13 protein-coding genes are annotated in these 15,151 nt (G+C 66.9%); 11 read left to right on the plus strand and 2 right to left on the minus strand.

Annotated elements, in window-relative coordinates; all coding sequences use genetic code 11:
- The first annotated feature begins 6 nt into the window (after positions 1 to 6).
- The 4 genes from fliM to M2319_RS13310 all read left to right on the plus strand — a co-directional run bounded on the left by fliM (position 7) and on the right by M2319_RS13310 (position 6,054).
- Complete coding sequence (gene fliM / locus M2319_RS13295; protein ID WP_264601950.1) at positions 7 to 1,224, plus strand: flagellar motor switch protein FliM; 1,218 nt, start codon at positions 7 to 9, stop codon at positions 1,222 to 1,224.
- Entirely contained in the window at positions 1,221 to 1,667 is a 447-nt protein-coding gene (locus M2319_RS13300) for a DUF6468 domain-containing protein (RefSeq protein WP_264601951.1), read from the plus strand. The genes fliM and M2319_RS13300 overlap by 4 nt, the downstream gene beginning before the upstream one ends.
- Positions 1,664 to 2,440: a MotE family protein gene (locus M2319_RS13305; RefSeq protein ID WP_264601952.1), complete on the plus strand. Its 777-nt coding sequence runs from the start codon at positions 1,664 to 1,666 to the stop codon at positions 2,438 to 2,440. The genes M2319_RS13300 and M2319_RS13305 overlap by 4 nt, the downstream gene beginning before the upstream one ends.
- A 176-nt stretch (positions 2,441 to 2,616) precedes the next feature.
- Positions 2,617 to 6,054: a tetratricopeptide repeat protein gene (locus tag M2319_RS13310; RefSeq protein ID WP_264601953.1), complete on the plus strand. Its 3,438-nt coding sequence runs from the start codon at positions 2,617 to 2,619 to the stop codon at positions 6,052 to 6,054.
- Positions 6,055 to 6,222: 168 nt separating this feature from the next.
- Here M2319_RS13310 and fliP read toward each other — a convergent pair whose 3' ends face one another.
- Entirely contained in the window at positions 6,223 to 6,915 is a 693-nt protein-coding gene (gene fliP, locus M2319_RS13315) for a flagellar type III secretion system pore protein FliP (protein ID WP_264602144.1), read from the minus strand.
- A gap of 65 nt (positions 6,916 to 6,980) precedes the next feature.
- Complete coding sequence (locus tag M2319_RS13320) at positions 6,981 to 8,789, minus strand: flagellar biosynthetic protein FliO (RefSeq protein WP_264601954.1); 1,809 nt, start codon at positions 8,787 to 8,789, stop codon at positions 6,981 to 6,983.
- A gap of 248 nt (positions 8,790 to 9,037) precedes the next feature.
- Here M2319_RS13320 and flgB point away from each other — a divergent pair, with 248 nt between their 5' ends.
- From flgB to cckA, 7 genes are all read left to right on the plus strand, one after another.
- Entirely contained in the window at positions 9,038 to 9,433 is a 396-nt protein-coding gene (gene flgB, locus M2319_RS13325; protein WP_264601955.1) for a flagellar basal body rod protein FlgB, read from the plus strand.
- Between the two features lie 33 nt (positions 9,434 to 9,466).
- Positions 9,467 to 9,877 carry a flagellar basal body rod protein FlgC gene (flgC, locus tag M2319_RS13330; RefSeq protein ID WP_264601956.1) on the plus strand — a complete coding sequence of 137 codons (411 nt, stop codon included), beginning with the start codon at positions 9,467 to 9,469 and terminating at the stop codon, positions 9,875 to 9,877.
- 49 nt (positions 9,878 to 9,926) lie between these two features.
- Positions 9,927 to 10,247 (plus strand): flagellar hook-basal body complex protein FliE, encoded by a 321-nt coding sequence (locus tag M2319_RS13335; protein ID WP_264601957.1) that lies wholly within the window; start codon positions 9,927 to 9,929, stop codon positions 10,245 to 10,247.
- A gap of 30 nt (positions 10,248 to 10,277) precedes the next feature.
- A complete protein-coding gene (gene fliQ / locus M2319_RS13340) occupies positions 10,278 to 10,541 on the plus strand; it encodes a flagellar biosynthesis protein FliQ (protein ID WP_264601958.1) in 264 nt (87 codons plus the stop codon).
- Between the two features lie 7 nt (positions 10,542 to 10,548).
- Positions 10,549 to 11,313, plus strand: a complete 765-nt coding sequence (gene fliR, locus M2319_RS13345; RefSeq protein WP_264601959.1) for a flagellar biosynthetic protein FliR — start codon at positions 10,549 to 10,551, stop codon at positions 11,311 to 11,313.
- 9 nt (positions 11,314 to 11,322) lie between these two features.
- A complete protein-coding gene (gene flhB, locus M2319_RS13350) occupies positions 11,323 to 12,402 on the plus strand; it encodes a flagellar biosynthesis protein FlhB (protein WP_264601960.1) in 1,080 nt (359 codons plus the stop codon).
- A 171-nt stretch (positions 12,403 to 12,573) separates the two neighbouring features.
- Positions 12,574 to 15,147 carry a cell cycle histidine kinase CckA gene (gene cckA, locus M2319_RS13355; protein WP_264601961.1) on the plus strand — a complete coding sequence of 858 codons (2,574 nt, stop codon included), beginning with the start codon at positions 12,574 to 12,576 and terminating at the stop codon, positions 15,145 to 15,147.
- Positions 15,148 to 15,151: the final 4 nt, after the last annotated feature.

Here is a 15,151-nt window from a genome sequence, read left to right on the forward strand (position 1 = left end):
CGCGTCATGGCGGACGATCCCGAACTCGATCAGGAAATGGACCAGGACTGGTCGGAACCGGAGGCCGGCGGCGAGGACTTCGAGGAAGACGATCTCGCGGCCGCATGGGGTGCTGCCCTCGAAGAGCAGGGCGCCGGCAACGCCGAGGATATGGCCGCGCACTGGGCGGCGATCATCGACGAGAGCGATGCCGACGTCGAGAACTCCAAGCGCGGCGCCGACCGGGTCCTCAACCAGGAAGAGATCGACAACCTCCTCGGCTTCAACATCGAGGGCCAGATCGCCGGCGAGCAGAGCGGCATCCGGGCGCTGATCAACTCAGCAATGGTCAGCTACGAACGGCTGCCGATGCTGGAAATCGTCTTCGACCGGCTGGTCCGGCTGTCGACGACGAGCCTCAGGAACTTCACCTCCGACAACGTCGAGGTGTCGCTGGATTCGATCCGCTCCGTGCGCTTCGGCGAATACCTCAACTCGATCCCGCTGCCGGCGATCCTGGCCGTCTTCAAGGCCGAGGAATGGGACAATTTCGGCCTCGTCACCGTGGAGTCGAGCCTCATCTACTCGATGATCGACGTGCTGCTCGGCGGCGGGCGCGGCGTTCCGGCGATCCGCGTCGAGGGCCGGCCCTACACGACCATCGAGACCAACCTCGTCCGGAGGATGATCGAGATCGTGCTGGAGGACGCCGAGCAGGCGTTCCAGCCGCTGTCGGAGGTCACCCTCAATCTCGAACGGCTTGAGACCAATCCGCGCTTTGCCGCCATCGCCCGGCCGGCCAATGCCGCGATCCTGGTCGAATTCCGCATCGACATGGAAGACCGCGGCGGCCGGGTCGAAATCCTGCTGCCCTACGCCACGATCGAGCCGATCCGCGAACTGCTCCTGCAGATGTTCATGGGCGAGCGGTTCGGCCGCGACCCGATCTGGGAAGGGCACCTGGCGACCGAGATCAACGCCGCGGAGGTCTCTGTCGACGCGGTGCTGTTCGAGCGCGAACTGCCGATCTCGCAGATCATGGACCTCAATGTCGGCGAGACCCTGATCTTCGATGTCGGGCCCGACGACCCGGTGACCATCAAGTGCGGCGACATCAACCTGTCGGAAGGATGGATGGGACGGGTCGACGACTGGATTTCTGTACGCGTCGCACGCGGGTTGCGTAAACCGCGAACAACCATGGCGATCTTCGAGAACGCCATGCACGAGGAAACAGACAAATGAGCACGCTTTCCCTTGGATTCATCGTTGAAGGCTTCGTCACGCTGCTGCTCGTCCTGACCATCGGCTATTGCATCGTGCTCAACCGTCGCCTCAAGCGCCTGCACGCCGACGAGGAAGTGCTGAAGGCCACCATTTCGGAACTCTTGACCGCCACCGAGATCGCCGAACGGGCGATCCACGGGCTGAAGGAGACCGCCGGCGAATGCGACCGCACGCTGGTCCAGCGCCTTGCCGAGGCGGAGCGGGTGTCGGCCGAGATCGACAGCCGGCTGGTCGCCGGCGAAGCGGTGCTGAAGCGCATCTCGGAGATTGCCGAGGCCGCCGCCATGCCGGCCGACCGGACGGCGCCGAAGCCGCAGCGCCCGGATCTCCGGTCCCAGGCAAGCGCCGCTGCCGCGCGTCTTAAGCAGATGCGTGACGGGGCCGAGGAGCAGGCGGCGTGAACAACCTCCGCCTCTTGCCGATCGTCATCGTTGCTGGGGGAGCCCTGTGCTTCTTCAAGGTGATCGGCCTGGCGTTCGACGGCGGCTATCTTCTGGCGCCTATTCCCGAAGCCGTGGCACAGCAGCAGGATGCCGCCCCCGCTCCGATGGACGCAGGAACGGCCGAGGCCGCGCCGGCAGGCGAGGGCTCTGCGGAGACGGCGCCGGCCGAGGCCGCCGCCGAGCCCGCCCCGCCGCCGCCGCCGCTTCCGGCCGCGGCCAACCAGGCCCCGGTCCAGGGCCATGAGGTTAAGCTCGGCCAGGGCTCGCCCGCGGAGCGCGCGGTGCTGGAGCGCCTTGGCGAACGCCATGAGACGCTGAAGTCGCGCGAAGAGGATCTGAAGCTGCGCGAGCAGTTGCTGCGCGCCGCCGAAGAGCGCCTGGAGCAGCGCGTTACGGAGCTGAAAAAGCTGGAAAAGACGATCAGCACCGGTGTCCAGCAGAAGAAGGAAGAAAAGAACGCCAAGCTTGCCGATCTGGTCAAGATGTACGAGACCATGAAGCCGAAGGCAGCGGCGAAAATCTTCGACCGGCTCGATCTCCTCGTGCTGGTGCCGGTGGCCAAGCAGATGAAGCCGCAGAAGCTCGGCGACGTGATGGCGCGGATGACGCCGGAAGCGGCCGAAAAGCTGACGGTTGCGCTGGCGACCGACGAGATTACCAACTCCGTCCCGCAAAAGACGCGAACGCTGCCGAAAATCCAGGGCCGCAAGCCTGCGGCCTCCGGGTCTTGAGGCCGAAACCTTCCCTCGCGCCGGGCGCCGACAAGTAACGCGCTATTAAACGGGATTGTTTAGGCTCCGTTCGATCGGAGACCCAGGGAATGTTTTGGCGTTCGGCCTTGCGCCGTCAGGAACGAGACAACCCGGCCGCCCGGCGCGCTGTTGCTGTGCCCGGCGGACCGGTCGTTTTGCGCCTTTTTGCGGCCCTTTTCCTCGCCGTCCTGGCGCACTCCGTCGCCCTTGCCCAGGTGTTCGAAGAGGATGCGCGCGTCGACATCATCCGCGCCGATACCTATGGCCGGGTCATCGTCAGCTTCCCCGACCGCCAATTGCTGCCCAAGCTGAGGACCCGGATCACCAACGGCGTCTTCGTCGTTCTCTTTGCCGATCCGGCCAATGTGGACGTCAACCGGGTGCCGGTCGACCTGTCCGACTACGTCACGGTGGCCCGCACCGATCCGGACGGCAAGGGCCTGCGCTTTGCGCTCAACCAGGGCGTCAAGGTCAACACCATCGAGGCGGGCGAGAAGCTGTTCATCGATTTCCTGCCGCGCAACTGGCAGGGGATGCCGCCGAACCTGCCGCCGGAGGTCATCGCCGAGCTGGCGCGCCGGGCCGAGAGGGCCGCGCGCGAACTGAAGGCGGCCGAAGAGCTGCGCAAGGACCAGGCGAAGGGCGCGGAAATCACCGTCGAGGTCGGCGAGAACCCGACCTTCACCCGCTTCGTCTTCCGCTGGAACGTTCCGTTCACCAACTCCTTCGAGCACGAGGAGGATACGGTGACGCTGACCTTCGACCACGGAGCGGAGCCTGATCTTTCCGAGATCAGGGCGGTTCCGCCGGCCGAACTGAAGGACATCCGCGCAACGATCGAGGACGGCAAGCTGCAGATCAGCATGATGCTGGCGCCGAAGGTCGATGTGCGCGCCTTCCGCGACGAGGACGCCTATGTGGTCGATCTGACGCCGCTGGCGGCGGTCGTGGAAGACCCGGACGTCGCCAGGCTGAAGAAAGCCGCTTCCTCGGACCTCGTCCAGGAACGGCAGACCGACCTGCCGATCACCTCGGTCACCGGCCGCGACGTCGACGACGGCAAGGTGGTGGTCAATGACGACCAGCCCTCGCGCGGCAATCCGGAGGCGACCGGCGGCCAGGACCTCGGCAAGGCCGCCTTCGTCAGGGCCGAAGCCAACCGCATCGGCGATACGATCCGCCTGTCGTTCCCGTTCGACCGTCCAGTGGGCGCTGCCGTCTTTTCCCGCAACAAGAGCCTGTGGATGGTGTTCGATACCGCCGTGCCGGTCGATTCCCGGCCGATCCGCGCGGTGCTCGACAAGATGGCCGAAGCCATCGATATCCGCCGCGCCGGGTCGATGACGGTGATCCGCATCGACCTCGTCGACCAGAAGCTGACGACGATCGGCGCCGACGGCAGCACCTGGGTCGTCACCATCGGCGAGATGCTGCTGGAGCCCTCCAAGCCGCTGACGATCACAAGGGCGATCCAGACCAACGGCAATTCGGTGCTCAAGGTCGACCTGGAGAATTACGCCGAGATCCACCAGATCGACGATCCCGTTGTCGGCGATCGCATCCACGTGGTCACCGCCTACGGGCCGCCGCGCGGCCTCCTGAAGCCGCAGCGTTTTGCCGAGCTGGAGACGCTGCCCTCCGCCCAGGGCATCGCCGCGGTCGGCTATTCCGACGATTTCAGCGTCTTCGGCGAGACCCCCAACCGCATCGTCATGGGCCGGACCAGCAAGGGGCTGTCGCTGTCGAAGGCGGCGCGGATACGCGAGTTCGACCTCGGCCTTGCGGCGCCGGAGACCGGCGGGCGGCGGGTCGGCTTCATCGACCTGACCGACCAGGCGACGACGACGCCGGAATTCCACGATCACCTGGAACAGCTCCGCGAGGACCTGATCGAGGCCGACCCGAAGGAGCGCAGCCAGCTCCGGCGGCGCCTTGCCCGGTTCTACATCAACCAGGCAATGCCGTTCGAGGCGCTCGCCATGCTGAGGGCGATGGAGGCGGAAGACCTGGAACTGCAGACCGATTCCGCCCACCACATCATGCAGGCGGCGGCTGAGACGCTCGCCGGGCGGACCGACGAGGCGCTGGAAATCCTCGATCGCAAGGAATTCGAGACCAATCCCGACGCCGCGCTGTGGCGGACCATTGCGGCCGGCCAGAAGCGCGACTGGGCGGCGGCCCGGGCCGCGGCACCGATCGCGCGCGCGGCGATCGGCGACTACCCGCTCAATCTGCAGACCCGCTACAACCTCGCCGTCGCCGAAAGCGCCATCGAGTACAAGGACTATGGCGGCGCCGAAGCGGCGCTGGCCGAGATCGCCAGCGGCCCGGTGGGCCGGGACCTGATGGCCGAATACGACCTTTTGCGCGGGCGCATCGCCGATGCGGAGGGGCGCAGCGAGGAGGCCCTTGCGCGGTTCGACCGGGCGGCGGAGCTGAAATCCGGCCGGCCATCGATCGAGGCGGAATATATGGCGCTACGCCTCAGGCACCGCGACGGCCTGATGCCACCGGAAAAGATACTGGAAAGGCTGGACCAGCTTGCAACGCTCTGGCGGGGGGACGAAACGGAGCTGAAGGTGCTCCGTTTTTTGTCTCAGCTAAGGGTGGCGGAAGGGGACTACCGCAAGGCCTTCGAGGCGATGAAGAGCGCGGTCCATGCCGCGCCGAACGCCGATACGGCACGGCTGATCCACGAGGAAATGACGTCCGTCTTCGCCTCGCTGTTTCTTGAGGACAAGGCCGACGAGATGAAGCCGATCGATGCGCTCAGCCTCTACTACGATTTCCGCGAGATGACGCCGATCGGCCGGCAGGGCGACGAGATGGTGCGGCGGCTGGCGGCGCGGCTGGTCGATATCGACCTCCTGGACCAGGCGGCTTCGCTGCTGCAGCACCAGGTCGATCACCGCCTGAAGGGCGCGGCGCGGGCGCAGATCGCCGCCGACCTCGCCTCGGTCTACCTCAAGGCCGACAAGCCGGAGCGGGCGCTCGCCGTGCTCTCCAAGACCCGCCAGACCCATCTGCCGGTGCGCCTCGACCGCCAGCGCAAGCTGGTCGAGGCGCGCGCGATGTCGGAGACCGGCCGGGTCGACCGGGCGATCGACCTGATCCGCAACATGGATGGGGCCGATGTCGGGCGGCTGCGCGCCGATATCTACTGGAATGCGGAGCGCTGGCAGGATGCGGGCGAGTCGCTGGAACGGCTGCATGGCAGCCGCTGGTCCGACCCGCTGCCGCTGACCGACGAGGAGCGGGTCGACATCCTGAAGGCGGCGATCGCCTATTCGCGGGCCGACGACCAGATCGGCCTCGACCGGCTGAATTCCAAATATGTGAAGAAGATGTCGGACAGCTCGCACGCCCAGGCCTTCGCCATCGTCACCAAGCCGATCAATGCCCGCGGCGTCGACTTCCTCGACGTCGCCCGCCGCGTTGCCGCCACCGATTCCGCGGACGCCTTCCTGAAGGAATACCGCGAGCAGTATATGGAAGAGGCGATCGTCGGCGAGGATGGCCTGCCGCCGCCTGAGGCGCCGGCACCGGGTGCCGAAAACGCGCCTGCGGCCCCCGCCGAGACCGAAGCGGGTTAGTTTTCCAGATTTCCTTGCGTTCAGACGTCACGTAGGCTTTTCGGCGCATGGGCGCCGGCGCGCGTTCGCGCTTGCCAAACCCCTCCGCGCCGCGCGAATGGGTTTGGTAGGGAGGTCCGGTAGCGTCGCCGCACGTTTCGCCGGCTCTTGGGTCTTGGTCGCCCGGCGCTATGTGACGCCGAAGGACCGCACCAGGCTGCCCGTGACCAGATTCCAGCCGTCGACGAGCACGAAGAAGATCAGCTTGAACGGCAGCGAAATGACGATCGGCGGCAGCATCATCATGCCCATCGACATCAGCACCGAGGCGATGACGAGGTCGATGATCAGGAACGGCAGGTAGAGCAGGAAGCCGATCTCGAAGGCGCGGCGCAATTCCGAAATCATGAAGGCCGGCACCAGGACGCGCAGGCTGACGTCCTCGGGCGTTGCCGGCACCGGCTCGCCGGACAGCTCGATGAACAGGCCGAGGTCCTTTTCCCGCACATGCTGGCGCATGAAGGCGTGGAACGGCACGGAGGCGCGCTCGAAGGCCTGGTCGATCTCGATGGTGCCGTCGACCAGCGGCGCGATGCCGTCGTCATAGGCCTGCTGCAGCACCGGCATCATGACGAAGGCGGTGAGGAACAGCGCCAGGCTGATGACGACGGAGTTCGGCGGTGCCGTCTGCAGGCCGATGGCGGAGCGCAACAGCGACAGCACGACGACGATGCGGGTGAAGGACGTCACCATGACGAGGATCGACGGGGCCAGCGACAGCACCGTGATCAGGGCGATGAGCTGGACCGCGCGTCCGGTGACGCCGGTGCCGTCGCCGAAATTGATGGAGACGTTCTGGGCCCACGCCGCGTCGGCCATCATCGCGCCGCAGAAGACGCACGCCGCCAGACCTATGTGCCAAGCCGTCCTGAGGGCCGGCGTTCGGATCATTTATCGGAACTTCCGCTCAGCTCGCTGAGGAGTTTGGCCATCTCTTCTTCGATGCTGTCGTTCTCGCGCGACCGCTTGTCGTCCTTCCTGGCGTCTTCGCTGTCGATTTCGACCGTCGGCGCATCGTCGGGGCCGTCTTTCGCTTCCGGCTTGAAGTCGAACGCGACCTCCTTGTCCGGGCTCGTTCCGGTGTCCGCATCGTCGCCAGGGCGGACGGGGACCTCGACGGGGGCTACGTCGATCGGCTTGCCTTTCACGGTCTCGCCCGCTTCTTCGCCCGGGCCGCTCTCGGCAGCGGGCGCATCGGTGCTTTCAGCGGCCGGGCCGTCCGCCGGCTTGACCTCGTCGCCGGCAGCGCCGGAGACCGGCGTCTCATCCGTTGCTTCGGTTTCGGCGGCACCGACCTTTGCCGGCTCGGAGGCGGCGTCCGCCGGTGCTTCGTCCGGCCGCTCGTCGGCTTTTGCCTCCTCGTCGCCAGAGGTCTCGGCCGCGGCCGGTTCGGCGGAGGAGGGGGCCGGCGCGATGGCGTCCGGGGAAGCGGGTTCGATCCGGTCAGCCGCCTCCGGCACCGGCGCGTCGGCCTTTGCCTCGGGGGCTGGGGCCATGTCCGCTTCGGTCGCGGCGGTCTCCGGGGCGGGGGCCTCGGGTTCGTCGGCGGGCTTGCCGCCGCCCTTGCGCCCGGCAAGGCCGGCGGCCGCTGCGATCGCGGCGGAGATCGATCCGGCCGTCGAGGACGTTGCCTCGCGGCCGCGGGCAAAGATGTTTTCGCTGAGGCGCGAGGCGGGGCCGCGGCTCGGCCGCGTCAGGGGCGATGCGGGCTCAGACCGCTCTGCGCCCGAGGAGGCCGCCGCAGCAGGCCGCTCCGTGCCGGCAGGATTTCCCGCAATTTGGGGGGGCTTGCGCATGTCGCCGCGCTCGCGTGCGGCCGGCGATGGCGCGCGGGCGGGCTGGCCGGCAGCGGTTTCCGGCCTGGCGGGCCGGGCGGGCGTTTCGGCAGTCTGCTGGCGCTGTGCCTGACCTTGCGGCCCTTGCGGGCGCATCGGCCGGGGCTGGCCGGGCTGCTGCAGCGGCCGTCCGGCCTCGTCGACCGGCGGGCGCGGACGGGCGGCACCCGGGTGTTGCGGGCGCTGCCGGGGGCGCTGTCCGGCAGGGCCCGGGCGCTCGCGCATGCCGGCTGCCGCAGCAGTACGCGGCGGTTGCTGATGGGGCTGGGGAGCCCGCGGTTCGGCCTCGCTGGCCCGGGCTTCCGGTGACACCTCGGCTGCGGGCCGGCGCGGTGCCGCGGGCTCCGGCTCGTGGCTCTCCGCGTCGGGTACGGTCTCGGCCGGCGGCTCCGGCATCTCGTCGTCGGTGGCGGCGGCCGCGGCCACCGCGGCGGCGGCAACCGGTCCAACGGGGCCTTGCGCGGCCGCAGGCTGCGGCACGGCCGGGGCAACGGCCGGCTGGGGCATCGGCTGGGCAACGGCCGGGTAGGGCGCGCGCAGGCCCGGCGTCATCGATTGGCCGCGGACGATGTTCTGCTCCACCACCACGTCGCTCGGTCCGCCGACCAGCACCAGGTGCTCCACATTGTCCCGCCGCACCAGCACGAGCCGGCGCCGTGTGTCGATATGGGCCTGGTCCATGATCGCCAGCCGCGGCTGGCGCGTGCGCCCGCCCTGGCCGAAGCCGGTCCGGGTCAGGCGCCGCATGATCCACAGGAAGGCCGCAAGCAGGGCAAAGACGATCACGAAGGCGATCACGACCTGGATGCCGCGGGCCCATCCGGCGCTCATGCCGAAGGTCTCCATCAGCCAGTCACTCATGCGGTTCGGCCTCCCGAGGTAGCGAACGGTGCGCGCGCGAATCTCGCGCCGTTTCCGGCAAGGTTAACAGAAGCCGGCAAATGTTGCCGCATGGCCGTGTCCGTGCGGTTCAAACGCCGCAGGCAATGCCAGCAACCAAGCCGTTTCTTCCGGCAACATGGTTACCCGATCGTTAAGCGCGTTAACACCCCGTTAACCATGAAGCCGGCAAGATATGCCGGACCGTTCGATGCGCAAGGGGATTCACCGTGGCGTTCACCGATTTGCGGCTGTTCCAGGCGTTGCGGACGAAGATGCACTGGCACCAGGTGCGCCAGGGCGTCCTCGCCGAGAACATCGCCAATGCGGACACGCCCGACTTTGAGGGAAAGGACCTCAAGAAGGTCAGCTTCGACCGGGCGCTGGCCCAGACCCAGCCCGGCATCGGCGCGCGGCTGACCCATCCGATGCATATCCCCGTGTCGCCCGGCGATCCGCGGTTTTCGGAAAAGGACGACGAGTTCCAACTGACCCCGAACGGCAACGGCGTGACGCTGGAAGAGGAGATGATGAAGATCACCTCCAACCAGATGGACTACCAGACCGCAACGACGCTCTATTCGCGCGGCCTCGGCATCCTGAAGATGGCCGTGCGCAGCCGCTGACGGCGCCTTTGCGCCAGAAAGGACCGATCCGGCATGGATTTTCTGAAATCGATCATGGTCGCCGCCTCCGGCCTCAGGGCCCAGAACGGCCGCATGCGGGTGATCGCCGAAAACATCGCCAACGCCGATTCGACCGCGCGCACGCCGGAGGGCGACCCCTACCGGCGCAAGATCCCGACCTTCGTGACGAAGTTCGACCGCGAGCTCGATGCGGCGACGGTCAAGCTCGGCCGTGTCGCCGAGGACCGGTCGGATTTCAAGACCCGCTACGAGCCCGGCCATCCGGCGGCGGACGCCAACGGCTACGTCAAGATGCCGAACGTCAACACGCTGATCGAGACCGTCGACATGCGCCAGGCCCAGCGCAGCTACGAAGCCAATCTCAACGTGATCCGCTCGACGCGCACCATGCTGCAGCGGACCGTGGACATCCTCAGGGGCTGACGGCCGCTGACGGCCCGCCCTTTCGCCTTCGCCAGACGAGGACCGCACCATGACGACACCGTCGATTGCCGCCAACGCCTATAATGCCGCCCTCCGGCTGGCGAATCAGTCAAACTCGGGAAAGGTTGTCGATCCCAAGGAGGCGCTGGCGCGGCCGGATTTCGCCAACCTCGTCACCGACGCCGCAAAGGAGGTCGTCAGCGACGGCCGCGCCGCGGAAGGAAAGGCGGTCGACATGCTGCAGGGCAAGGCGAGCGTCGTCGACGTGGTCACTGCGGTGGCGGAGACCGAAGTGGCACTGGAGACCATGGTGTCGGTGCGCGACAAGGTGATCGCCGCCTATGAACAGATCATGCGGATGCCGATCTGACCGCGGCGCCGCCGCGAAGGGAGTAGGGCCATGACCGGCCTTGAAGTTCTCGACGTCGCCCGCGAGGGCATCTGGACGCTGATCAAGGTGGCCAGTCCGATGATGATCGTCGGGCTGGCCGTCGGCGTCGTCGTCGCCCTGTTCCAGGCGCTGACCCAAATCCAGGAAATGACGCTGGTCTTCGTGCCGAAGATCCTCGCCATCTTCTTTGCCATGATGGTCTCGCTGCCGTTCATCGGACAGGTGCTGTCGACCTATATGGCCCGGCTGACCGATCTCATCATCGCCGGGTAGGCCGGCCGTGACCGTCACCCTCCTGCCCTCCATCGCCGGCATCTTCATGCTGATGTTCGCCCGCTTCGGCACCATGCTGATGCTGATGCCGGCGCTCGGCGAGACGTCGATCTCCATGCAGGCCCGGCTCGGCTTTGCGGTGCTTTTGACGCTGGTGATGTATCCGGCCGCCGCGCCGCTCTATCCGGTCGGCCTCGACATCACCATCCCGCGCCTGATCGCGCTCGGCGGCGGGGAAATGCTGGTCGGCTTCACCATCGGCCTGTCGACGCGGCTGCTTCTGTCGGTGGCCACGGTCGCCGGCACGACGATCGCCAGCCAGAGCGGCCTTGCCTTCGCCCAGGCGGTGGATCCGGCGCAAGGGATCCAGGGCGCGCTGTTCGCCAACTTCATCGGCCTCCTCGGCACCACGCTGATCTTCGCCACCGACCTCCACCACGTGGCGATCGCCGGCATCCACGACAGCCTGACGCTGTTCCCGCCGGGCACCATCCCGCCGATCGGCGATGCCGCCCAGATGGTGCTGATGATCATCACCTCCTCGTTCCAGGTGGCGCTGCAGATCTCCGCGCCGTTCCTCGTCTTCGGCCTGGTCTTTTATTTCGGCCTAGGGCTGCTCAACCGCCTGATGCCGCAGATCCAGATCTTCTTCATCGCGATGCCGGCCAACATCCTCATCGGCCTCATCCTGATGTTCCTCCTGATCGGTGCGATCATGACCGCCTATGTCGGCCATATCGAAGCCGGCCTGACGCGCTTTCTCGTGAATTAGGAGCGCGCCGTGGCCGACGATACCGACCAGTCAGAAAAGACAGAAGAACCCACACAAAAACGGCTCGACGACGCCCTGAAGAAGGGCGACGTGGCCAAGAGCCAGGAGGTCTCGTCCTGGTTTGCCATGGCCGGCATCGCCATCGTCGTCGCCATGCTGTCGCCGCACATGGCCGGAGCCCTCGGCACGTCGCTGAAGGGCTATCTGGAACACGCCGGCACGATTCAGGTCGACGGCGGGTCGCTTGAGATCCTGTTCTGGCAATCGGGCGGGGCGTTCGCCGGTGCGCTGCTCCTGCCGATGGTTCTGCTTGCCGTGATCGCGGTCGCCGGCAGCCTGATCCAGCACCAGATGGTCTGGTCGCTGGAACCGATCAAGCCGAAGCTTTCCAAGATCTCGCCGGCGTCCGGCTTCAAGCGGCTGTTTTCGCGCGAGAGCCTCTTCAACTTCGCCAAGGGCGTGGTGAAGATCGGCATCGTCGCGACGCTGATGGTGATCGTCATCTATCCGGAGCGCGACCGGCTCGACACCATGATAACCGCCGACGTCAACGCGATCCTGGCGATCCTGCGCGAGTTGGTGCTGAAGCTGCTCGGCGCCATCATCGCCGCGATGACGGTGATCGCGGCCCTGGACTTCATGTGGCAGCGCCAGCGCTGGCACGAAAAGCAGAAGATGACGCTGCGCGAGATCAAGGACGAATACAAGCAGACCGAGGGCGATCCGGCCGTCAAGGCGAAGATCCGCCAGCTCCGCAACGAGCGCAGCCGGCGCCGGATGATGGCCAAGGTGCCCGAGGCGACCGTGGTCATCACCAACCCGACCCACTTTGCCGTGGCGCTGCAATACGAGCGCGGCATGAACGCGCCGCTCTGCGTGGCAAAGGGCACCGATGCCGTCGCCCTGAGGATCCGCGCGGTGGCCAAGGAACACGACGTGCCGACCATCGAGAATCCGCCGCTTGCCCGCACGCTCTATGCCGCCGTCGACATCGACGAGGAGATTCCGGAGGCGCAATACCGTGCAGTCGCGGAGGTCATCGGCTATATCATGCGTCAGAAGTCGTCCAAGGGGTGGCGGGCGACGTAACTGGAAACAAGGTTTGGGCGGGCCGGGGTCGGCCCGGGAATGCCCGACAAGGATCTTTCATCGATCCGGTAACGATCTGGGGACGGGGTTTTTGCGACGGCAATCTTCATTGCAATTGATGTTTGGCCGGGGAATGCTCTCCGGCACGCCTGAATCGCCTGCGGGAGACCCATGAGCCGTATCGACGCCGCGCCGTCCTCCAGGGAGCCGATCATCGACCGCAGCGAGCGGACGGGCAATATCGGCCTCCTGATCTTTCTTGCCGTGGCGCTGGTCACGGCGGCCGGGGCGTTCGCGTTCATGAGCCGCGAGCAGGCCGAGCCCTATGTGCTGGCGCTGCTTGGCGTGCTCGCCGTCATCGGCGTCTTCTCGCTCTTTGCCGGCGCCATCGGGCTCATCAAGTTCGCCGGCAAGAGCCAGAACCACGCGCTCGCCAAGGCGTTCCTCGATTCCATGAGCGAGGGCACCATCGTCGTCGATGCGGAGGGCCGGATCGTCTACGCCAACAAGTCCTATGCCGATCTCGTCGGTGCCGAGACCCCGCGTGACGTGCGCACCGTGGAGCGGGTGTTTTCCGGCGATCCAAGCGTTGCGGAGACGGTGTTCCGGCTGGCCCAGGCGGGCCGCGACGGGCGGCCGGCGAGCGAGGAGATCCGGCTCGGCCATTCGCTCGGCGACAGCGAGGGCGGGGCGCGCTGGTACCGCATCCGGGTGCGGCCGTTCCAGGTCGAGGGCGGCGGCAAGGCCGAGCGCAAGCTGACCGTCTGGCGGGTCGCCGACATCACCCGCGACCGCGACGAGCAGGAGAGTTCGTTCCAGGAACTGCAGCGGGCGATCGACTTCCTCGACCATGCTCCGGCCGGATTCTTTTCCGCCGATGCGGGCGGGCGGCTCCTCTACATCAACGCGACCCTTGCCGACTGGCTCGGCTACGACCTGGCCCAGTTCGACGTCGGCTCGATCATGCTCGCCGACATCGTCCAGGGCGACGGCACGGTGCTGTTCGATTCCATCTCCGGCGAGCCGGGCCAGACGGTGACGGAACTGATCGACCTCGACCTCGTCAAGCGCAACGGCCAGAGCCTGCCGGTCCGCCTGATGCACCGCGTCCCGTTCGGCGCGGAAGGAATGCGCGGCGAAAGCCGGACGCTGGTGCTCAACCGCTCGCCCGGCGAGGATATCTCCGAATCGCTCCGCGCCGCCGAGGTCCGCTTCACCCGGTTCTTCAACAACACGCCGATCGCCATCGCCTCGGTCGACCGTCAGGGCCGGATCGGGCGCACCAATGCGCCGTTCATGCGGCTCTTCGGCGAGGGCGCCAAGGCCGAGGCCGGCGCGCCGGCGCATCTCACCGACGTCGTCGCGGAGGAAAACCGCGAGCGGCTCGGCGCGGCGCTCGCCGCGGCCGGCGCCGGCAAGGGCGAGATCCCGCCCTTCGACGTCGCCCTTGAGGGCAACAAGAACCGCTTCGTCAGGTTCTATGTCTCCGCGGTGGAGGAGGGCGCCCACGATACGGAGGCTGACAGCGAGGCGGAGGCGGCGATCGTCTATGCTCTGGAGACGACCGAGCAGCGGGCGCTGGAGGCGCAATTCGCCCAGAGCCAGAAGATGCAGGCGATCGGCCAGCTCGCCGGCGGCGTCGCCCACGACTTCAACAACATGCTGACGGCGATCATCGGCTTTTCCGACCTCCTGCTCGCCAGCCACCGGCCGAGCGATCCGGCGTTCCAGGACATCATGAACATCAAGCAGAACGCCAACCGGGCCGCCGGCCTGGTGCGGCAACTGCTTGCCTTCTCGCGCCGCCAGACGCTCCGGCCCCAGGTGTTGGAGCTTGGCGAGGTGATGACCGACCTTTCCGTGCTGCTTGACCGGCTGCTCGGAGAAAAGGTCCAGCTCAAGGTCGTCCACGGCCGGGATCTGTGGCCGGTGATGGCAGACCTCAACCAGTTCGAACAGGTCATCATCAACCTTGCGGTCAACGCCCGCGACGCGATGGAGCAATCGGGCACGCTGACCATCCGCACGTCCAATGTCAGGCCGGAGGATACGGAGGCGTTCGATTTCCAGGGCCTGCCGGACGCCGAATTCGTGCGCATCGAGGTGATCGATACCGGCACCGGCATGCCGCCGGAGGTGATGGAGAAGATCTTCGAGCCGTTCTTCTCCACCAAGGAGGTCGGCAAAGGCACCGGCCTCGGGCTCTCCACCGTCTACGGCATCGTCAAGCAGACCGGCGGCTACGTCTATCCGGAATCGGAGGTCGGCAAGGGCACGACCTTCAACATCTTCCTGCCGCGCCATGTGGAGGCCGAGGTTCCGGCCGAGGTGAAGAAGGCGGCGGTGGCCGAGGCGCCGCAGCTCAACGACCTGACCGGCGATGCCACCATCCTCCTCGTCGAGGACGAGGAGGCGGTCCGCGCCTTTGCCGCAAGGGCGCTCGCCTCGCGCGGCTACACCGTCCACGAGGCGAGCTCCGGCAGCGAGGCGCTGGAGGTTCTGGACGGCGAGAATGGCGCGGTCGACCTCGTCGTCTCGGACGTGGTGATGCCGGAAATGGACGGCCCGTCGCTGCTCAAGGAACTGCGCAAGCGCCAGCCGGAGCTGAAGATCATCTTCGTGTCCGGCTATGCCGAGGACGCCTTTGCCAAGAACCTGCCGGAAAACGAGAAATTCGGCTTCCTTCCGAAGCCCTTCACACTGAAGCAGCTTGCGACGGCCGTGAAGGAAGCGCTCGGGCAATAGGCCC

Source organism: Rhodobium gokarnense (assembly GCF_025961475.1).
GTDB lineage: Bacteria > Pseudomonadota > Alphaproteobacteria > Rhizobiales > Rhodobiaceae > Rhodobium > Rhodobium gokarnense.